This is a genomic window from Pseudomonas gingeri (assembly GCF_013385425.1).
In the GTDB taxonomy this organism is placed as follows: Bacteria; Pseudomonadota; Gammaproteobacteria; order Pseudomonadales; family Pseudomonadaceae; genus Aquipseudomonas; species Aquipseudomonas gingeri_D.
Map to the genome: position 1 here is coordinate 172,864 of NZ_JACAQA010000018.1, position 19,904 is coordinate 192,767.

20 protein-coding genes are annotated in these 19,904 nt (G+C 63.5%); 12 read left to right on the forward strand and 8 right to left on the reverse strand.

The features are described 5' to 3' along the window. Positions 1–18 precede the first annotated feature (18 nt). Both codA and HX830_RS21065 read left to right on the forward strand, forming a co-directional pair. On the forward strand, positions 19–1,263 hold the full coding sequence (codA, locus tag HX830_RS21060; protein ID WP_152737357.1) for a cytosine deaminase: 1,245 nt from the start codon (positions 19–21) through the stop codon (positions 1,261–1,263). After that, positions 1,260–2,231, forward strand: coding sequence for a hypothetical protein (locus HX830_RS21065; RefSeq protein WP_103497869.1), 972 nt, complete (start codon positions 1,260–1,262; stop codon positions 2,229–2,231). Before codA ends, HX830_RS21065 begins: the two co-directional genes overlap by 4 nt. A 6-nt stretch (positions 2,232–2,237) precedes the next feature. Here HX830_RS21065 and HX830_RS21070 read toward each other — a convergent pair whose 3' ends face one another. The 4 genes from HX830_RS21070 to HX830_RS21085 all read right to left on the reverse strand — a co-directional run bounded on the left by HX830_RS21070 (position 2,238) and on the right by HX830_RS21085 (position 6,972). Next, positions 2,238–2,828: a hypothetical protein gene (locus HX830_RS21070; RefSeq protein WP_177102396.1), complete on the reverse strand. Its 591-nt coding sequence runs from the start codon at positions 2,826–2,828 to the stop codon at positions 2,238–2,240. A gap of 172 nt (positions 2,829–3,000) precedes the next feature. Next, on the reverse strand, positions 3,001–3,993 hold the full coding sequence (locus tag HX830_RS21075) for a diaminopimelate epimerase (protein WP_177102398.1): 993 nt from the start codon (positions 3,991–3,993) through the stop codon (positions 3,001–3,003). A gap of 242 nt (positions 3,994–4,235) precedes the next feature. Continuing rightward, entirely contained in the window at positions 4,236–5,588 is a 1,353-nt protein-coding gene (gene gudD / locus HX830_RS21080; RefSeq protein WP_152737355.1) for a glucarate dehydratase, read from the reverse strand. A 28-nt stretch (positions 5,589–5,616) separates the two neighbouring features. Beyond that, positions 5,617–6,972 (reverse strand): MFS transporter, encoded by a 1,356-nt coding sequence (locus HX830_RS21085; RefSeq protein ID WP_103497863.1) that lies wholly within the window; start codon positions 6,970–6,972, stop codon positions 5,617–5,619. Between the two features lie 352 nt (positions 6,973–7,324). Between HX830_RS21085 and HX830_RS21090 the strand changes: the two genes are divergently transcribed. Next, positions 7,325–8,041, forward strand: coding sequence for a FadR/GntR family transcriptional regulator (locus HX830_RS21090; protein ID WP_103497862.1), 717 nt, complete (start codon positions 7,325–7,327; stop codon positions 8,039–8,041). Between the two features lie 137 nt (positions 8,042–8,178). Here HX830_RS21090 and HX830_RS21095 read toward each other — a convergent pair whose 3' ends face one another. Beyond that, positions 8,179–8,631, reverse strand: coding sequence for a winged helix-turn-helix transcriptional regulator (locus HX830_RS21095; protein WP_177102400.1), 453 nt, complete (start codon positions 8,629–8,631; stop codon positions 8,179–8,181). Positions 8,632–8,729: 98 nt separating this feature from the next. Here HX830_RS21095 and HX830_RS21100 point away from each other — a divergent pair, with 98 nt between their 5' ends. Next, positions 8,730–9,944, forward strand: coding sequence for an MFS transporter (locus HX830_RS21100; protein WP_177102402.1), 1,215 nt, complete (start codon positions 8,730–8,732; stop codon positions 9,942–9,944). 139 nt (positions 9,945–10,083) lie between these two features. On the opposite strand, the gene HX830_RS21105 is transcribed toward HX830_RS21100, so the two are convergent. Next, entirely contained in the window at positions 10,084–10,623 is a 540-nt protein-coding gene (locus tag HX830_RS21105; RefSeq protein WP_103497857.1) for a cytochrome b, read from the reverse strand. Further along, entirely contained in the window at positions 10,620–11,699 is a 1,080-nt protein-coding gene (locus HX830_RS21110) for a catalase family peroxidase (protein WP_177102404.1), read from the reverse strand. Before HX830_RS21110 ends, HX830_RS21105 begins: the two co-directional genes overlap by 4 nt. A 185-nt stretch (positions 11,700–11,884) precedes the next feature. Here HX830_RS21110 and HX830_RS21115 point away from each other — a divergent pair, with 185 nt between their 5' ends. Together HX830_RS21115 and HX830_RS21120 are read left to right on the forward strand one after the other, a co-directional pair. After that, on the forward strand, positions 11,885–12,391 hold the full coding sequence (locus HX830_RS21115) for an RNA polymerase sigma factor (protein WP_152737351.1): 507 nt from the start codon (positions 11,885–11,887) through the stop codon (positions 12,389–12,391). Next, complete coding sequence (locus HX830_RS21120; RefSeq protein ID WP_177102406.1) at positions 12,388–13,137, forward strand: anti-sigma factor family protein; 750 nt, start codon at positions 12,388–12,390, stop codon at positions 13,135–13,137. Before HX830_RS21115 ends, HX830_RS21120 begins: the two co-directional genes overlap by 4 nt. Positions 13,138–13,301: 164 nt before the next feature. On the opposite strand, the gene HX830_RS21125 is transcribed toward HX830_RS21120, so the two are convergent. Then, entirely contained in the window at positions 13,302–14,141 is an 840-nt protein-coding gene (locus HX830_RS21125) for an IclR family transcriptional regulator (RefSeq protein WP_177102608.1), read from the reverse strand. Positions 14,142–14,384: 243 nt separating this feature from the next. On the opposite strand from HX830_RS21125, the gene HX830_RS21130 reads away from it, so the two are divergent. The 6 genes from HX830_RS21130 to HX830_RS21155 are packed head-to-tail and all read left to right on the forward strand — an operon-like array spanning position 14,385 to position 19,900. Continuing rightward, positions 14,385–15,413, forward strand: coding sequence for an ABC transporter ATP-binding protein (locus HX830_RS21130; RefSeq protein WP_103497848.1), 1,029 nt, complete (start codon positions 14,385–14,387; stop codon positions 15,411–15,413). Next, positions 15,410–16,285: an ABC transporter permease gene (locus HX830_RS21135; protein ID WP_177102408.1), complete on the forward strand. Its 876-nt coding sequence runs from the start codon at positions 15,410–15,412 to the stop codon at positions 16,283–16,285. Before HX830_RS21130 ends, HX830_RS21135 begins: the two co-directional genes overlap by 4 nt. After that, positions 16,286–17,080, forward strand: coding sequence for an ABC transporter permease (locus tag HX830_RS21140; protein ID WP_100942727.1), 795 nt, complete (start codon positions 16,286–16,288; stop codon positions 17,078–17,080). 7 nt (positions 17,081–17,087) lie between these two features. Continuing rightward, positions 17,088–17,378 carry a (2Fe-2S)-binding protein gene (locus tag HX830_RS21145; protein WP_103497842.1) on the forward strand — a complete coding sequence of 97 codons (291 nt, stop codon included), beginning with the start codon at positions 17,088–17,090 and terminating at the stop codon, positions 17,376–17,378. A gap of 54 nt (positions 17,379–17,432) precedes the next feature. Continuing rightward, a complete protein-coding gene (locus HX830_RS21150; protein ID WP_177102410.1) occupies positions 17,433–18,788 on the forward strand; it encodes an FAD/NAD(P)-dependent oxidoreductase in 1,356 nt (451 codons plus the stop codon). Beyond that, positions 18,785–19,900 carry an NAD(P)/FAD-dependent oxidoreductase gene (locus tag HX830_RS21155; RefSeq protein WP_177102412.1) on the forward strand — a complete coding sequence of 372 codons (1,116 nt, stop codon included), beginning with the start codon at positions 18,785–18,787 and terminating at the stop codon, positions 19,898–19,900. Before HX830_RS21150 ends, HX830_RS21155 begins: the two co-directional genes overlap by 4 nt. Positions 19,901–19,904 lie beyond the last annotated feature (4 nt).

The following is a 19,904-nucleotide window of genomic DNA, read 5'->3' on the forward strand; positions in this document are numbered from 1 at the left end:
ACGACAAGGACCCCGCCCATGCATATCCTCAACGCCAAGCTGCGTCACCGCGAAGGCCTGTATGACCTGCACCTGGAACACGCACGGATCGCGAGCATCACCCCGCAAACCGGCCCGTTGAGCGCCGGCCCAGATGATCTCGACGCCCAGGGCAACCTGGTGGTCCCGCCTTTCGTCGAACCGCATATCCACCTCGACGCCACCCTCACCGCCGGCGAGCCACGCTGGAACATGAGCGGCACCCTGTTCGAAGGCATCGAGTGCTGGGGCGAACGCAAGGCGACCATCACCCATGAAGACACCAAGACCCGCGCGAAGAAAACCATTCGCAGCCTCGCCGCCCATGGCATCCAGCATGTGCGGACCCATGTCGACGTCACCGATCCGCAGCTGACCGCGCTCAAGGCCATGCTCGAAGTGCGCGAGGAAAGCCGGCACCTGATCGACCTGCAGATCGTGGCGTTTCCCCAGGAAGGCATCGAGTCCTATCGCAATGGCCGGGAACTGATGGTCGAGGCGATCAATCTCGGTGCCGACGTGGTGGGCGGCATCCCGCACTTCGAATACACCCGGGACCAGGGCGTGTCCTCAGTGAAGTTCCTGATGGACCTGGCGGAAAAAACCGGCTGCCTGGTGGACGTGCATTGCGACGAAACCGACGATCCGCACTCGCGTTTCCTTGAAGTGCTGGCCGAAGAAGCCCGCAGCCGCGACATGGGTTCACGGGTGACCGCCAGCCACACCACGGCCATGGGCTCCTACGACAATGCCTACTGCGCCAAGCTGTTCCGTTTGCTGAAAGCCTCGGGGATCAGTTTTGTCTCCTGCCCCACCGAGAGCATTCACTTGCAGGGCCGCTTCGATAACTTTCCGAAGCGGCGGGGCGTGACCCGGGTGGGCGAGTTGCTGGACGCCGGGATGAATGTCTGTTTCGGCCAGGACTCCATCGTCGACCCCTGGTACCCCTTGGGCAACGGCAATATCCTGCGGGTGCTGGAGGCCGGGCTGCATATCTGCCATATGCTCGGTTATCGCAATCTGCAAAGCGCGCTGGACCTGGTCACCGACAACAGTGCCAAGGCCATGGCCCTGGGTGAACGCTACGGGCTGGAAGTCGGACGCCCGGCCAACTTGCTGATCCTCTCGGCCGACAGCGACTACGAGATGATCCGCAGCCAGGGACTGCCGCTGTATTCGATCCGTGACGGCAAGGTCCTGGTGAAACGCCAGCCGGCACAGTTGCAGTGGCAGGACCCGGTATGAAATTCGACAAGGCCTACTGCATCAGCCTCGACGAAAAACTGACGATCTATGACGTCCGCGATCTGAACTTCGACGAGACGGTGGAGTTCGATTCCAGCCGGGAAAGCTTCCAGTGCCCGAACGATGCCTGCCGCGCGGCGTTCGACAGCAGCAACCGGCTGACCACCTACAACGCCAGCAACCCACGCTTCAAACGCACCCCGCATTTCAAGAACATGCCCAGTACCCGGCACCTGGCGGACTGCCCGTACCTGAGCGCGGAAACCGCACCGAGCGGGCTCGATGGGGAACAGCCGCCGGACGATATCGAAGGCGAACAGAACTTCCCCGTCGAGCTGCTGCTGACCCGCCGCACCTATGCCCGCAAGACGCCGGCCAGCGTCGACACCCGACCAGCGCAACCAATAGCGGAACCGACGCCAGTCATCATCGATACTCCCGCCGTCCAGGAAACCAAGGCCCCACCGAACCGCACCAGCGTGTTCGCCCATCCGGTGGAGTGCTTCGTCTCCAACCACGCCAACAAGGACCTGCTCAAACGCATGCCCCTGACCATTGGCGACCTGACCCTGAACTACAACACCTTCTTCAAGAAGGTCGAATACTGCCAGGACCGCCAGGGCCTGATCTACTGGGGAAAAATAAAGGAAATCAAGGACTACAAGACCAGCTTCAGCGTGGTTTTCGACAAACCGGTGTGGGCCGACAAGAAGCGCTACTCGATCAATGTCTACCTGAGCAAAAGCCTGATCGAGAACTACCGCCAGCGCACGGTGTTCCTGGAAGAGATCAAGAGTGTCATCGACCAGGCTGAAGACCTGTATTGCTTCTTCTACGGTGTCACGCCGCAATTGAAGCAAGTGCCGAGCAAGAAGAACCCGGACCAGACCTTCAGCGTGTTCAGTTGTGAAATCGACAACCTGGATCACTTCCTGATTCGCCAGGCGCCAGGACTTGATGCCCCTTGAACCGGCTCAATCCGCCGCGCCGGTGCGCGCGGTCGAGGCACCGGCCCACTGGTAGGTCTTGTGGGCCGCACATCGGGTGTCACTGGCCACCGAGCGGTCGAACACGAACTCGAAGGTCACCGCGCCCTGATAATCCGTGCGGACGATCCGGTTGACGTCCAGCAGGTGCCAGCTGCCATCCTGGCGCAAGGAGTCCGGCGAACGGTATTGGTCGCTGGCCCTGGTCACCCCCTGCTTGTTCAGGGTGTCCAGGTGAAAGTTGATATTGGCCTTGTTGCCGCCACCCTGGCCGCTGCTGCGGACAATCCGGTAGCGCACCGTACTGACATCGAAGTAAGCCGTGCTGCCGGCGGAGGCGAACACCACCCTCGCCTCGAGTTCGCCCCTGAAGCGGCCCACCGAGCATGAAAAATAGTCGGTTCGACTGCCCTCCAGTAGTTCCGCCGGGCTGGACTCAACCGCATCGGTAGTGCTGGAGGAAACCACTTTCTTATCGCTGATGGCCGGCTCGGGCACCGCCTGAGCGCACGTGGAGGCGGTGCTGAACACCAGCCCGGCACACACCAGCGCGCTGAATAAACCTTTGATTGCTCTCATCGTAAATTCCCTTTAAACGAGTCGGAAATTCGGACCCGTTCTCACGGGCCGACCAGGGCAAGGCGCTCGTCGGCCTTCCACCCTGTCGACTCATCAAGCCAAAACCGCCAGGGTCGGACAAGGGCCGAACAGGCCTGCGCAGGGCGGGCTTTTTCTGGTCTCGATGTCGGCCTCAGGATTGACGCCGGGCCGCGCCAAACAGGTGGACACTCTGCAACTCGTCGTCCAGGGCCACCAGACGGATCGGCGCCGTGCCGCCCGGCATGCCGACCCGGACTTCGCCAGCCTCGACCCAACCGACCCGCCAGGCCGCACAGGCCACCGCGCTGGCACTGGTGCCGGAAGACGCCGTCGGTCCTTCACCGCGCTCGAACACCCGGGCCTGCAATTGTCCCGGCGCCACCCAGGTTGCCCATTGCAGATTCACTCCCGCCGGACAGGGTTCGCCGGCACCGGTCGGTGGGGCAAAGGCGATGCGGGTCAGGCCAGGCTCCAGGGCCGACTCGCCCATTTGTGCGTTGCTCGGTAGCAACGTCGGCTCGTCGACCAGGGTGACGCAATGCGGATTGCCGATACGCACAAACTGGCTGCGCTGCCAGCCGGCGTTCAAACTCGACAACTGTGCGACATGGCTCAACTGGCGGCCATTCAACTGCGCCTCACCGACACGCCGGGCAGACACTGCCTCCGGGCCGAACGCCGGTTTCCCCAGGTCCAGCCAGAACCCCTGTTGATCCTCGACCTGCGCCGGCTCGACCAAGGTGGCGACCGGAGAGAGGCCCCCCGGCTGATCGTGATGAACCCGCAACAGACAAGCGCCCTGAACCGGCATCAAGCCCTGCTCGGTCAGCGCCTGGGCGAAAATCGTCAAGCCGTTGCCGCTGCGCTCGGCCAGGGTGCCGTCGGTATTGATAATCAACAGGTCGAACGGCGCTTCGCTCTGGAACGGCCCGACCAGCAGGCCATCGGAACGATGGTGTTTGCCACCTCGCGCAGGCACCTGCCCTCCCCAGCCACAAAGTGCCTCCACCGCCTCAAGCGCCCAGTCCTGGCGTGACAGCGCCGCCTGCGCGGCATTCGTCGGCACATCCAGACCCAATGCCCGCACTTCCCCAGGACTGGCCACGGCATAGATATTCCCGCGCGCATCGTAAAACGTTGGCATGCAGCCTCTCCGCAATTCTGCTTTCAGACCCGCCACTCTAGTGGCAAAACCTCGCTTCCCGGGAGCATTTTCCAACGGATTGGCTAGGTGTCCACCCGTCGATATCCTGCTGACGTCGACGCGCGAACCCTACTTTTTCACGGAGGACAGAGCATGAACAGCAAGGCCTCCGTAGCGTGTTGCAAGTACGCGTCGACGGCGAGCAGATCGTCGCCGTGACCCTGTTCAGCCCCGAATAGGCCTCAGCGCACCAGGCACGGGCGCTTGTTGTTGAACGACCAGCCGGGAATCAGGAACTGCATCGCCACGGCGTCATCGCGGGCACCGAGGCCCATGTTCTTGTAGCACTCATGGGCCTTGGCCACCGCGTCCATATCCAGTTCGATGCCCAACCCCGGCTTTTGCGGAACCTGGATAAAACCGTCGACGATCTGCAGCGGATCCCGGGTCAGGCCCTGACCGTCCTGCCAGATCCAGTGGGTGTCGATGGCAGTGATCTCACCCGGCGCGGCAGCGGCGACATGGGTGAACATCGCCAGGGAAATATCGAAGTGGTTGTTGGAGTGCGACCCCCAGGTCAGCCCCCATTCATGGCACATCTGCGCGACCCGAACCGAGCCCTGCATGGTCCAGAAATGCGGATCGGCCAGGGGAATATCGACGGCATGCAACTGAATCGCATGGCCCATTTCCCGCCAGTCGGTGGCGATCATATTGGTCGCCGTCGGCAGGCCCGTGGCCCGGCGGAACTCGGCCATGACTTCACGACCCGAATAGCCGTTCTCGGCACCGCAAGGGTCCTCGGCATAGGCCAGCACATGATGCTGATCACGGCACAGGGCGATGGCTTCCTTCAGCGACCAGGCGCCGTTGGGGTCAAGGGTGATCCGTGCCAGGGGGAAGCGCTCGGCCAGCGCCGTGACCGCTTCGATTTCCGCCGCGCCACTGAGCACGCCGCCCTTGAGTTTGAAGTCATTGAAGCCGTAGCGCGCCTGGGCGGCTTCAGCCAGCTTGACGATAGCTTCGGGGGTCATCGCCTCTTCATGACGCAGGCGGAACCAGGCGTCATCCGCCTCGGCTTCGTGACGGTAGGCCAGGTCGGTCTTGCCGCGATCACCGATATAGAACAGGTAACCCAACACCTTCACCGCATCACGCTGTTGCCCCTCGCCCAGCAAGGCTGCCACGGGTACGCCGAGGAACTGACCGAGCAGGTCGAGCAGCGCGGCTTCCAGTGCCGTCACCGCATGGATGGTGATCCGCAGGTCGAAAGTCTGCTGGCCACGACCGCCGGCATCGCGTTCGGCGAACGTGCGGCGCACCTCGTTGAGCAGCTTCTGGTAGTTGCCGATGGACTGCCCCAGCAACAGCGAGCGGGCGTCCTCCAGGGTCGCGCGGATACGTTCGCCTCCCGGCACTTCACCGACGCCGGTGCGGCCGCTGCTGTCGGTGATGATCACGATATTGCGGGTGAAAAACGGGCCGTGGGCACCGCTCAGGTTCAGCAACATGCTGTCGTGGCCGGCCACCGGGATGACCTGCAAGCCAGTGATGACGGGGGCCTGGCCGGCCGCGTGGAGAGTGTTTGTCGTCATGATTCGTACCTGTGTTCAACCGCAGTCTTCAATGGGATTTGTTCAGGGCCGGGCTGACCGATCCCGGTAATGTCTGGGTCGGCTTGGGCTGGGTCCGGGCAAAGAACACCAGGATCGCGGCGATCACCGAGGCCGCCGCCAGGCCGTACAAGCCGCCCTGGATCGAGCCGGTGCGCTCCTCCAGCAGGCCGAAGGTGGCCGGCGCGACAAAGCCGCCGAGGTTGCCTGTGGAGTTGATCAGGGCAATTACCGCCGCGGCGATGCGCGCATCCAGGTAGGCCTGGGGAATTGGCCAGAACAGCGACGAGGCGGACTTGAAGCCGATGGCCGCGAAGCACACCGCGACAAAGGCGAAGATCGGCCCGCCGGTGGTGGACATGAACATCCCCAGCGCCGCGATCAGCAGGGCCGAGGCGACCCAGGCCTGCTGGTGTTTCCACTTGCCCGAGGCAGCCGCGAAGGCATACATGGCGATGATCGAGATCAGCCAGGGAATCGAGTTGAAGAAGCCCACCTGCAGGTCGCTCATCTGGCCCATCTTCTTGATGATGCTCGGCAGCCAGAAAGTGGCGGCATAGATGGTCAGCTGGATACAGAAATACAACACGCAGAACAGCAGGATCTGGCGGTCCTTGAGCAGACTCCAGATCGACGGTTTGACCGGCATCGAGGCGTCGCGCTGCTGCTGTTCATCCTCGATGACCTGCACCAACCGTTGCTGTTCGGCGACGCTCAACCACTTGGCGTCCTTGGGAGAGGAATCGAGCCAGAACCAGGTGAAACCGCAGAGCACCACCGACGCCAGCCCTTCGATGACGAACATCCACTGCCAGCCGTGCCAGCCGAAGCCTTCGATCTGCAACAAGGCCCCCGACAGCGGACCGGAAATCAGCGAGGCCACGGCCGAGCCGCTGAGGAAGATGGCGATCGCCTTACCGCGCTCGACCCCTGGCAACCAGCGGGTGAAGTAGTAGATCACCCCGGGAAAGAAGCCGGCCTCGGCCACCCCGAGCAGGAAACGCAGGATGTAGAAGTGGGTTTCGTTCTGGACAAAGGCCATGGCCGTGGCGACCAATCCCCAGGTGAACATGATGCGGGTCAGCCAGAGCCGTGCGCCGACCTTCTGCAAGAGGATATTGGACGGCACTTCGAACAGCGCATAACCGATAAAGAACAATCCGGCACCAAACCCGTAGGCGGCGGCGCCGATCCCCAGGTCGTGTTCCAGGTGCGTGCGCACGAAACCGATGTTCACCCGGTCGATGTAGTTGACGATAAACATGATGACGAACAGCGGCAGCACATGGCGCTTGACCTTCGCCACGGCGACGGCCAGCAGGGAATCGCGTTCCGCTGCTGCGGACGGATCTAGGGTGTTGTTCACGACAGGTCTCCCACGGGTTATTTTTGTGTGCGGGGGTGCTGGATCAGACGAGCCAGTCGACAGTCATCATACGAGTAGAAAAATAGCTCAACAAGTGCTCCTGCGGGGGTTTCCTGGGACAAATGACCGATGCTGAACGTAAAATCATTCAAAAAAATATATATATAATTGATTTATAAGTACTTTTTTTAAAATTAAAATACCCAAAAAAATCATCCGGGGATGTTTGGCCAAAGCCATCATTCGAAGTCAGCCGCTCCTGATTTCAAGTTGTCATACATGCTGGCGACCACCCCTACGCCTCTTGTCATACGAGTGTTAAGCTTTGCCCTCGCTCCTGTGTGACACGCCCATGAACACTGAAACCGCCCCTTCTGCGCCGCGGCGCAAACGCAGCCCCAACCTGGCCCATGACCTGGTCGATCATCTGACCCAGCAGATTCGCCTGGGACATTTGAAAGCGGGCGACAAACTGCCGTCGGAAAGTGCCATCGTGTCTGAGCACAAGGTCAGCCGTACGGTGGTGCGCGAAGCGATTTCCAAATTGCAGGCCGCCGGCTGGGTGGAAACCCATCATGGTGTCGGCAGTTTCGTGCTGGAGCGCCAGGAGCCCCACGGCTTGCGCCTGAATGTGGAAACCGCGTTGAGCGTGCGCGATCTGCTGGAACTGCGCCTGGGTCTGGAAACCCAGGCGGCGGCGCTGGCGGCGCGGCGGCGCAGCGATGAGCACCTCAAGCAGATGCGTGCGGCGCTGGACGAGTATCGGAGCCTGCTGGCCAACAACGATAGCTGTGTGGCGGCCGACCAGCGTTTTCACCTGCTGATCGCCGAAGCCACCGGCAACGCCTATTTTTCCGAGATTTTGCTGCACCTGGGCAGCTCGATGATTCCGCGCACCCGGGTGCCGGGGGCGGAGCGCGGCGATGCCGACCTGGCGCAACTGGGCCAACTCGCCAGCCTGGAGCACGAGGCGATCCTCAACGCCATCCGCCGCCAGGACCCGGATGCGGCGCGGGCAGCGATGTGGACGCACTTGAGCAACAGCCGCGAGCGGTTTTCCCGCGAATAACCGCCACACGCTGATCTTTAGGAGCCGGCTTGCTGGCGATCAGCCGATAGGCTGAGGTTCTGGCGGCGCCCCGCAGATCGCTATCGCCAGCAAGCCGGCTCCTGCAAAAGCGGCGTCGACTTCAAGGTCAGCGGTGGTCACACCTCATCCGCCGGAATCCGCCGACAATCCTCCGGCCCCAGCAAGCGGCCATCCTCGGCACGCAACTCCAGCGGTCGCAACGCCGCGCCCAGCTGCTGATCGACCATCACTGAATGGCGCTCACCCGGCTCGTAGAGGTATGCCTCACCCCACTGGCGCAAACCGATGATCAGGTGGAACAACCCCTTGCCCTTCGCCGTCAACACGTACTCCTGATACGCACTGCCATCGGATGCCGGGACGATCTCCAGCACGCCATGGGCCACCAGGCTTTTTAGTCGCGTCGCGAGAATATTCTTGGCCATGCCCAGATTGCGCTGGAACTCGCCAAAACGACGGATGCCGTCAAATGCATCACGGATGATCAACAATGACCAACCATCACCGATGGCGTCCAGTGACCGGGCCACCGGACATTCGCCCCCCTCCAGACTCGAACGCTTGACCATGGCCTGAAGCTCCGCCGATAAATGTGGTTGCAATATAAAACCAGTCACTCTAGGGTACAAGTAGTTTCAAAAAGAAACCACAAATCCCGGAGCCGATCATGGAATCTGAAGCACCGCTCACCTCCCATGCCCTGGACACTGTCACACACCTGCCCGGCGCGGTGGTGCTGCTGTTCGCCTTTGCCTGCGGGCTGTCGGTGGGCAATGTCTACTACGCCCAGCCGCTGCTGGACGCCATGGCCGAGACCTTTGCCATGGACCCTGCCAGCGTCGGCATCGTGATCAGCCTGACCCAGATCGGCTATGGACTGGGCCTGCTGTTGCTGGTCCCCCTCGGCGACCTGTTCAACCGCCGACGTCTGATCGTCGGGCAGATGCTGCTTTCGGTGGTGGCGCTGCTGGTCACTGCCCTGGCCCCCAGCAGTGCCTGGCTGCTGATCGGGTTGGCCAGCGTCGGCTTGCTGGCCGTGGTGACCCAGGTGCTGGTGGCCTACGCCACCCATCTGGCAGCACCGGGTGAGCGCGGCCAGGTGGTCGGGGCGGTCACCAGTGGCATCGTGGTCGGCCTGCTGCTGGCCCGCAGTGTGGCCGGCGGCATGGCCGACCTGGCCGGCTGGCGCTCGGTCTATGGGTTGTCCGGTGCCCTGACGCTGTTAATGGCGGGCCTGCTGTGGCGGGCCCTGCCGCGGGTCGAGCCGCCCCGGCCACGGCAGGCGTATGGGGCGCTGATCGTTTCGGTCTTCACGCTGTTCAAGGAGGAAAAGGTCCTGCGGGATCGGGCCGTGCTGGCGATGTTGATCTTTGCCGCCGCGACGGTGTTGTGGACGCCATTGGTGTTGCCCCTGAGCGCCCCGCCGCTGTCGCTGTCCCATACCGAGATCGGTCTGTTCGGCCTGGCCGGTGCCGCCAGCGCCCTGGGCGCCGCCCGGGCCGGACAACTGGCGGATCGCGGCTGGGCGCAGTGGACCAGCGGCGGCGCCTTGTTGCTGATGCTGTTGTCCTGGCTGCCGATTGCCTTTACCCAATCGTCGCTGTGGGCCTTGCTGCTGGGAGTGATTGCCCTGGACCTGGGCTTGCAGGCGTTGCATGTCACCAGCCAGACGCTGATCTATAGCGTCAGGCCGCAGGCGCAAAGCCGGCTGGCGGCGGGTTATATGGTGTTTTATTCAGTGGGTAGCGCGGCGGGGTCGATCGGGGCGACGGCGATGTATGCCTGGGCAGGTTGGTTGGGGGTTTGTCTGTTGGGGGCGGGCCTCAATACGCTGGCGTTGGGGTATTGGGGGTGGTCGCTGAGGGTGGTGAAAAACCATTGAATCAGTGGTGCCGGGACGGACGCCTTCGCGGGCAAGCCCTGCTCCTACAGGATCGAGTCGTACCGAAATATTGCGTACACCCGGAACTTGTAGGAGCAGGGCTTGCCCGCGAAGAGGCCCGCCCGAACAACCAATGACTTCAATCCTTACCACGCACCATGCTTTCCAACACCCCATCCCGACGAATCCAGCCATGGAACAGCGCCGCGGCCAGGTGCACCAACACCGTCAGGAACAACAGATATGCCAGGTACCCATGGGCCTTGCGCAAAAAGGCAAAAGTCGTCGGATTGGCCGACATGATCGCCGGCAATTGCAGCGAACTGCTCAGCATCACCGGATCCCCCGCCGCCGAAATCATTGCCCAACCCAGCAGCGGCAATACCAGCATCAACGCATACAACAACACATGGGACAGCTTCGCCGCCAGCGCCTGCCAACCCGGCAAGTCTTTCGGCAACGGCGGTTGGCGGGTACTGAAACGCACCAGCAGGCGCACCACCACCAGCAGCAGAATCGCAATCCCCAGCGGCTTGTGCAGGTGCAGCAACCATTCATGCCGCTCGGACACCGAGGCCACCATGCCAGCACCGATAAACAGCATCGCCAGGATCATCAGTGCCATCAACCAATGCAGCAGGCGCGCCAGGGGCGCGAAGTGATTCGAAGGGGCGCTCATGGGCGGGACTCCTGTGACGAATGGGCGGCAGGCAGGGAGCCGACTTCACTGGTGCGACGCAGATAGGAACTGGCATAGGCCGCCGAACGCGCCGCCAACAGGGGATCGGCCGAAGCCTCGATACCGCTCGGCAGGATCAGCGGGTCGTAGTTGATATCGCGGCAATCGCCGTCGTCCTGGGGCTGGGTGCTTTCCAGCACCAGGGTGCCGGCGTTGAGCACCTTGTGTTCGCCGGTCCATTGCCGACTGGCATCGTCCGTCGGATCGCCGGGATTGGCCAGGGTCAGGCGCAATTGCCATTTCAGCGGGCCTGCCGCCAGGCGCTGGGCCAGGTCCTTGGCGAGAAAGTCGGCACCGTCCGGTGCCGTCGCCCCCGCGGCATCCTGGCTCAACGGCACCAGTCCCCAGCGCACGGCCTGGCGCTGGCCGGCCGCGTCGACCAGATAGAAGGCATTCAAACCGCTATAGCTTTCGGTGGCATAGCTGGCCGACGGCTTGGCGGTCTTGACCCATTGCAGGAATGGCGCGGTTTCCGGGTGGCTGGCGAAGAACGCCGCCATGGCCGCCGGGTTCGGCTTGCCGGTGCTCGGGTCGGGCGAGGCCGCCTTGAGTTGCTGGAAAAATGCCTCGGGGGTGCCGACCGGAAACACCGGCATGCTGTTCATCCCGGTGCGCCATTGCTGGCCGTTGGCCTGGGTGAAGCGCAAACCGAGGCTGCGAATCGGTACGCTGCTGTCCGGCGCGTAAGGGTTACCGCTGGGCAAGGCGAAGCGTCCTTCCACCGGCACGCTGCCTTCGCGGAAGACCTGGGCGGTGGAATAGGCACGGGCGGCATCGCTGCTTTCAAAATACCCGGCCACACACACGCCCTTGGCATGATTACGCCTGAAGCCGGCATGCAGGCCGTTGTTTTTCTCGAAGGTATTGACGATCCGTCCGGGGGTCAGGCGCGCCGGATCGAGCCGACCGTTGACATAGGCAAAGGCCCCGACCAGGACGGCGAGCACGGCGGCGATGCCCGCCAGGCGCAAGACCTTGCTCGAACCGCTGAGGGGCGGTGGTGTGTGATCTACCATGAAAAAACTCCAGGGCCTCAGGCGGCCACAGGGTGAAGGAGCTATAAGACGAAGGCCGTCCCGGTTTATTCCAGGCGCCCCGATTTATTTTTCGAATATTTATTTTCCGGCCGTTGGAATAACCTTCGAGGCCAGGCGTCTTGCTAGTCCAAGCGTAGTGACTGGTTAAAAACCCGCAGGATTCCATGAACGATCTCGATGAGCAGTTACGTGAATTGATCCCGCGAATGCGGCGTTTCGCCGTGTCGTTGACGCGCAATCCCAGCAGCGCCGACGACCTGGTCCAGGCCAGCCTGGAGCGCGCCCTGTCCAGTTGGGGCGACAAGCGTGCCGAGGGCGACCTGCGGGCCTGGCTGTTCTCGATCCTGTATCGCCAATTCATCGACGCCCACCGTCGCGGCAAGCGTTATGCGCGGATGCTCGAGTTCTTTACCGGCCGCGACGATGCCCAGCCCTCGGTGGAACGCACGGTGGTGGCCCAGTCGACCCTGGAAGCCTTCGAGCTGCTGCCCACCGAACAACGGGCCTTGTTGCTCTGGGTCTCGGTGGAAGGTTTGAGTTATAAGGAGGTCGCCGAGATTCTCGACGTCCCCACCGGCACCGTGATGTCGCGTCTGTCCCGCGCCCGCCAGGCCCTGCGTCAGCTCAGCGAAGGCGAAATCACCAGCCCCTCCCTGCGGATATTGAAATGATCACTATTCCTCCAAGCGAACGCGACCTGCACGCCTACGTCGATCATCAGCTCAACGATGCCGACCGGCAGTTGCTGGAGACGTACCTGGCGAGCCACCCGGAACTGGCCGAACAGGTCCGCGACTGGCAGCGTGATGCCCAGCACTTGCGCGCGGCCCTGGGCGGTGCCTTGCAGATGCCGGCGAACCCGGCGCTGGATCCGAGCGTGATTCGCCGACGCCTGCGCGGTCAGTCCCGCCAGCACCTGGCCAGTGCCGCGGTGCTGCTGATTGCCGTGAGCATCGGTGGTGTCAGCGGCTGGCAGGCGCGGCAGATGACTTTCCCGCAGCCTGCGCCAATGGCCGATGCGGTGCAGGCCTATCGCATGTTCGCCACCCAGGACATTTTGCCGGCGGACTTCAAGGTCGAGCAGAGCGGCGACCTGCAAGGCTGGCTCGACCGCTATTTCACCCAGGCCAACCGCTTGCCGAACTTGCAGAACGCCGGGTTCAAGCCGGTCAGTGCACGTTTGCTGAGCACCGAGCAGGGCGCGGCGGCGATGGTGCTGTATGAGAACCCGCAAGGGCAACGGATCAGCTACTACGTACGACCGCCGGGACCGCAGAATCATCTGCTGGAGCGCGGTGGGCGGCGGGATGGTGAACTGCGGGCCGAGTACTGGTCCGGCAGCGGCTACAACTACGCCATGGTGACCCCGGCGGACAGCCCAGCGGCGCAGCTGTTGCAGCAGACCACGCGGTTCTAGGGGCTGAGGTTCTCGCTGTTCTTGAGGGCCTCTTCGCGGGCAAGCTCCGCTCCCACAATATCGGCGTAGAACTCAAAATTCGTGTACAACCGAGGTCCTGTGGGAGCGGAGCTTGCCCGCGAAGAGGCCCTCAAATCCACCCAAGATTTTCCAAGCTGAACCCCCTACTGTGCAGTACCAAATATCTGCGACGGTCGCCGCAACAACGGATCAAACGGATTGATCCGTGGCCCGATCGCCGCGGCCTCGCGCTTGAGCAACTCCACCACCGTCGGCAGGCGATCCGGTCCCAGGCGGTCGCTGATGGTGGCCACGCTCAACGCCGCCACCGCCCGGCCCTCGCGATCCAGGATCGGTACCGCCACCCCGGCCATGCCCTGCAGCACCCCGGTATTGCGACCGGCATACCCGAGCTTGCGCACATTCTCCACTTCCGAACGCAGCAGCACTTCGTCATACAGATGGAAATCCCGCAGTCGCGGCAGGTTGTAGCGGATCACCGTTTCCCGCTCCTCCTCCGGCAGGAAGGCGAGAATCGCCAAACTGCCCTGCCCCACCCCCAGGGCCACGCGCCCACCGATATCGCCGGTAAAGGTGCGGATCGGAAACGGTCCTTCGCTACGGTCCAGGCAGATCGCATCGAAGCCGCTACGGGCCAGGAGGAACAACGAGTCCCCCAGCGATGCCGACAAACGCAATAACGCCGGCCGCACCAGTTCACGCAGATTGCCGGTCTGCCCGGCCCGGGCCGCCAGGGCAAAAAAATCCAGGCTCAGGCGATAACGTTTGCTGCGCCCATCCTGCTCGACCATGCCCTCGTCCACCAGGCTGCGCAGCAACCGATGCGTGGTCGGCTGGGACAAACCGACCCGTTCGGCCAACTGGGTCACCCGTTCACCACCCTCCGGCGTCTCCCCCAGGCTGCGCAACACGGCAAACAGACGAGACACCGCGCCGACACCCACTTCACTTTTCTTATCATTCCGTTCAGTGGAATCCATTATCACTTTTCTCGACTGTAAATTTATTCAATGAATGAAAGTGAAAATAATCATTCTTTCAGTGAAATTCACTCTTTCGCACATCCTAGGCTTCGTCCTACTCTGCGTCCACAAGGGGCGATTCGAACAACACCGGTAGCCGACACAGGTCGAGCACCACGCACCCCGGCAATACCCTTTCGTCTCTGCCCATGACAAAAAAGTGCGCCCCCGGCGTACACAACAACACACAGGTGGAACGCAGTTATGGCCTTTCTACGACTTGAAGGCGTGTGCAAGCGTTATGGCGAGATCGAAGCCGTAGTCGCCACGCATCTCTCGGTGGACAAGGGCGAGTTCGTCTCGCTGCTCGGTCCCTCCGGTTGCGGCAAGACCACGACCCTGCAAATGATCGCCGGCTTCGTCGAAGTCAGCGCCGGCGCGATTCTTCTCGACAACCGCGATATCACCCACGCCAAGCCCAGCAGTCGCGGCCTCGGTGTGGTATTCCAGAGCTACGCGCTGTTTCCCCATATGAGTGTCGAGGACAACGTCGCCTTCGGCCTGCGCATGCGCAAGGTACCGGCCGCCGAAGTGCGCAAGCGGGTGGCGACGGTGTTGCAGCTGGTGCGCCTGCACCAGCACGCCGAGCGTTATCCGCGCGAACTGTCCGGCGGCCAGCGCCAGCGGGTCGCCCTGGCCCGGGCCCTGGTGATCGAACCGCCGGTGCTGTTGCTCGATGAACCGCTGTCCAACCTCGACGCCAATCTGCGCGAAGAGATGCAGTTCGAGATTCGCCGCATCCAGCGCGAAGTCGGTATCACCACCCTGATGGTCACCCACGACCAGGCCGAAGCGCTGTCCATCAGCGACCGCGTGGTGGTAATGCAGGCCGGGCGCATCACCCAGATCGACGAACCCTACAAACTCTACGAACACCCGCGCACGCGCTTTATTTCCGGCTTCGTCGGCAAGGCCAACCTACTACCGGGAGACCGCGATGCCAGTGGTTGCCCGCAAGTGCGGCAACTGCCGGGCGAAGGCGAATTGACCCTGAGCCTGCGCCCGGAAAAGATCGACCTGCTGGCCGCGGGTAGCGGACGTCTGCCCGGCAAAATCCTCAGCCGGTTCTTTCTCGGCAGCCAGTGGCTGTACCGGATCGACACCGCCATCGGCGAGATCACGGTGGTGCGCCGCAATGACGGTTCGGCACCGCTGAACGAAGGCACGGCGGTGGGCCTGGATTGGCCGGCCGAGCTGCTGCGGGTGCTGGAGCACGGCGAGGTGCCGGCATGAACCTGCTCGCGCGGATGCGCCAGGGGCGCCGTGGCTACCTGTTGTCGGCGCCGGCCCTGCTGCTCTACCTCGGCCTGCTGATCCTGCCGCTGGGCCTGACCGCCGTGCTGTCGTTCAACGTCTTCGATTACCAGACCGGGGTCAAAAACCACGCCTACACCCTGGAACACTACGGCCTGCTGTTCAGCGATCCGTACTTCTATGAAATCTTCCTGCGGACCTTCTGGATCAGCGGCCTGACCACCCTGCTCTGCGTGCTGATCGGGGTGCCCGAAGCCTACATCCTCAGCCGCATGGGCACACCCTGGCGCTCGATCTTCCTGATCCTGATCCTCACCCCGTTGCTGATTTCGGTGGTGGTCCGGGCTTTCGGCTGGAGCCTGCTGCTGGGTGCCGACGGCCTGGTCAACCAGAGCCTGCAAGCCTTCGGCCTGGCGCCGATGAAACTGCTCTACACGCCGTTCGCGGTGGTGATCGCCCTGGTCCACGTGATGTTGCCGTTCATGATCATTCCGGTCTGGACCTCGCTGCAAAAGCTCGATCCGGCCGCCGAACAGGCCGCGCTGTCCCTCGGTGCCAGCCACACCACGGTGATGCGCCTGGTGGTGTTGCCGCAGGTGATGCCCGGGGTGCTGTCCGGCACGCTGATCGTGTTCGGCCTGTCCGCCAGTTCCTTCGCGATTCCCGGCCTGCTCGGCGGACGCCGGCTGAAGATGGTCGCGACCCTGGTCTACGACCAGTACCTCTCGGAACTCAACTGGCCGATGGGCGCGGCGATTGCCGTGGTGCTGTTGCTGCTCAACCTGCTGATCATGTTGTCGTGGAACCGGATGATCGAGCGTCGCTACAAAAAATCCCTGGGGGCCGCGTAAATGTCCAGAAACGGCCCGTTGGCCCTGCTGTTCCATAGCCTGATCGTGGTGTTCATGATGGCGCCGCTGGTGGTGGTGTGCCTGGTGGCCTTCACCCCGGAAAACACCCTGAGCCTGCCGACCACGCACTTCTCGCTGCGCTGGTTCCGCGCGGTGTTCGAACGCGCGGATTTTGTCCAGGCGTTCTACAACAGCCTGATCCTGGCCTTCAGCGCCGCCAGCCTGGCGACCCTGATCGCGGTCCCGGCGGCCCTGGCGATGACCCGTCATCAGTTTCCCGGGCGGGATTTTCTCAATGGCCTGTTTCTCTCGCCGATCATCATTCCGCACCTGGTGCTCGGGGTCGCCTTGTTGCGCCTGTTCGCCCTGATGGGGGTCAACGGCAGCTTCGCCTGGCTGATCGCCGCCCATGTGCTGGTGATCACGCCTTATGTGCTGCGCCTGGTACTGGCCGCCGCCATCGGCATGGACCGTAGCGCCGAGCAAGCCGCCGAATCCCTGGGGGCCGGGCGCTTCACGCTGTTCCGCCAGATCACCCTGCCGATGATCCTCCCCGGCGTGGCCGGTGGTTGGCTGCTGGCGTTCATCAACAGCTTCGACGAAGTGACGCTGTCGATCTTCGTCACCTCCCCCTCGACCCAGACCCTGCCGGTGCGCATGTACGTGTACGCCACCGAATCCATCGATCCGATGATGGCGGCGGTCTCGGCCCTGGTGATCGCGCTGACCGCGCTGACGATGATTCTGCTCGACCGGGTCTATGGCCTGGACCGGGTACTGGTAGGCAAACAATGAGGCCGACATGGCGCTGCTGACACGACTGGCCGAAGGCGATCGCCCGGCCCTGGACTTTACCCTCGACGGCGAACCGGCCAGCGGATTGCAGGGCGATACCCTGCTGACCGCGCTGCTGACCGCCGGTGAATATCTGCGCCACAGCGACTTCAGTGGCGAACCCCGTGCCGGGTTCTGCCTGATGGGCGCTTGCCAGGATTGCTGGGTCAGGCTGGCCGACGGGCGCCGGGTGCGCGCCTGTTCGACGATGCTCGAAGCCGGGCAGCAGGTGAGTCGGGAAGGGAGAAAGCCAGCATGACCCGCACGTCGGTAAAAGGCCGTGGCATTTTTTCCAGAAGACGGCGGGTCGAGCATGTCTGAGATAGTGATCGTCGGTGCCGGACCGGCCGGTATCCGCGCCGCACAAACCCTGGTTGCCCATGGCCTGCGCCCCTGCCTGCTGGATGAAGCCGCACGCGGCGGCGGGCAGATCTATCGCCGTCAACCGGAGAACTTCCGCCGTTCTCCGGTGAAACTCTATGGGTTCGAAGCCCGCAAGGCGGTAGCGATTCACCAGACCCTGGACCGTCTGCGCGAACAACTCGACTACCGGCCCGACACACTGGTGTGGAATGCCGAAGACGGCGCCCTCGACACCTTGCAGCAAGGCCGTGCCGGGCGCCTGGACTACACGAAGGTGATCGTCGCCACAGGCGCCACCGACCGGGTGTTGCCGATCCCCGGCTGGACCTTGCCCGGTGCCTACAGTCTCGGTGCCGCGCAGATTGCCCTGAAATACCAGGGCTGTGCCATCGGCCAACGGGTGGTGTTCGCCGGCAGCGGACCGCTGCTGTACCTGGTGGCCTACCAATACGCCAAGGCCGGGGCCAAGGTGGTCGCGGTGCTCGACAGCACGCCGTTCAGCGCCCAGTGCCGCGCCCTGCCCGGTTTGCTCAGGCAGCCACTGACCCTCGCCAAGGGCCTGTACTACCGCGGTTGGCTGACGGCCCACGGTATCCCGGTACATCAGGACGCCCATCTGCAACAGATTGACGGCGAACAACGCGTGCAGTCGTTGCGCTGGCGCCAGGGCAAACGCCTGCGCTCGCTTGACTGCGACGCACTGGCCTTCGCCCACGGGCTGCGCAGCGAAACCCAATTGGCCGATCTGCTCGGCTGTCGTTTCGCCTGGAACCCCTTGAACCGCGCCTGGCTGCCGGAGCGCGATAGCGCCGGGCGTAGCAGTGTGGCGGGGGTTTACCTGGCCGGTGATGGCGCTGGAATCATGGGCGCCGATGCGGCGGAAATGGCCGGCGAGCGCGCCGCCCTGGCCCTGCTGGAAGACCTGGGACGCGCCGTCGATCCCCATCGAATAGCGTTTCTGGAGAGCCAACTGCAACGTATCGATGGCTTCCGCCAAGGCTTGGAACAGGCCTTCCCCTTCCCCGAGCGCTGGGCGGCGAACGTCCCTGACACGCTGATGCTGTGCCGCTGCGAGGAAGTCAGCGTCGGCGAGGTGCGTGCGGTGGTCCGCGAAGGCCACTGGGAAATCAATCGGGTCAAGGCCCATTGCCGGGTCGGCATGGGCCGCTGCCAGGGGCGGATCTGCGGCGCGGCGACAGCGGAAATCATTGCCTGTGAAAGCGGCCTGGCCCTGGACAGTATTGGCCGTCTGCGGGCCCAGGCGCCGATCAAGCCGCTGCCGTTCGGCGTGGAGGTCGCACCATGATCGAAGTCGACGTAGTAATTCTCGGCGGCGGCATTGTCGGTGCTTCGGCGGCCCTCGCCTTGAGTCGCCAAGGCCGCAGCGTGGCGTTGCTGGAGCGGGACTTCTGCGGCTCGCATTCCAGCGGCGTGAACTACGGCGGTGTGCGCCGCCAGGGTCGGCCGCTGTCGCAGTTGCCGCTGTCCCAGCGTGCCCACGGGATCTGGGCTCGCCTGCCTGAGTTGATCGGCATCGACGGCGAATACCAGCGCTCGGGGCATCTCAAGCTGGCCCGCAGCCTCGACGACCTGGCCGCCCTGCAAGCCTATGCCGACAGCAGCCAGGGCTTCGGGCTCGATCTGCAAGTGCTTGACCGCGAACAGTTGCACCGACGTTTTCCGTGGGTCGGCCAGGTCGCCGAGGGCGCGTCCTTCTGCCCCGACGACGGTCATGCCAACCCCCGGCTGGTCTCCCCGGCGTTTGCCCGGGCGGCTCGTCTGCTCGGCGCGACGGTGCTGGAACAGAGCGAAGTGACCCAGGTCGAGCACGACGGCCGAGGTTTTCTCCTGCGCACGCAAAAGGGCCTCGAAGTCCGCGCGCCCTGGCTGCTCAATTGCGCCGGCGCCTGGGCCGGCGGACTCGCCGCACAGTTCGGTGAGGCGGTGCCGATGCACTCCGGCCATCCGGCGATGCTGGTGACCGAGCCCTTGCCCCTGGTGATGGACGCCAGCACCGGTGTCGAGGGCGGTGGCATCTATGCCCGCCAGGTCAGTCGCGGCAACTGTGTATTGGGTGGCGGCCAGGGTTTTGCCCTCGACCACGCCCGTGCCCGACCGGGACAAAGCGCCGTGCTGGAGATTCTGCGCCAGGCCGTCGAGCTCTATCCGTTTCTGCAAGGGGCCCAGGCGATCCGCACCTGGAGCGGCACCGAAGGCTACCTGCCCGACCGCCAGCCGGTGATCGGCCCGAGCAGTACCCAACCCGGCCTGCTGCACGCCTTCGGTTTTGCCGGGGCGGGCTTCCAGATCGCTCCGGCGGTGGGTGAAGTCCTCGCCGAACTGGTGTGCCAGGGCCAGTCGTCGACGCCGATAGAAGCTTTTTCCATTACCCGTTTCCACGCCACTCCCGCCGTTTGAGCGG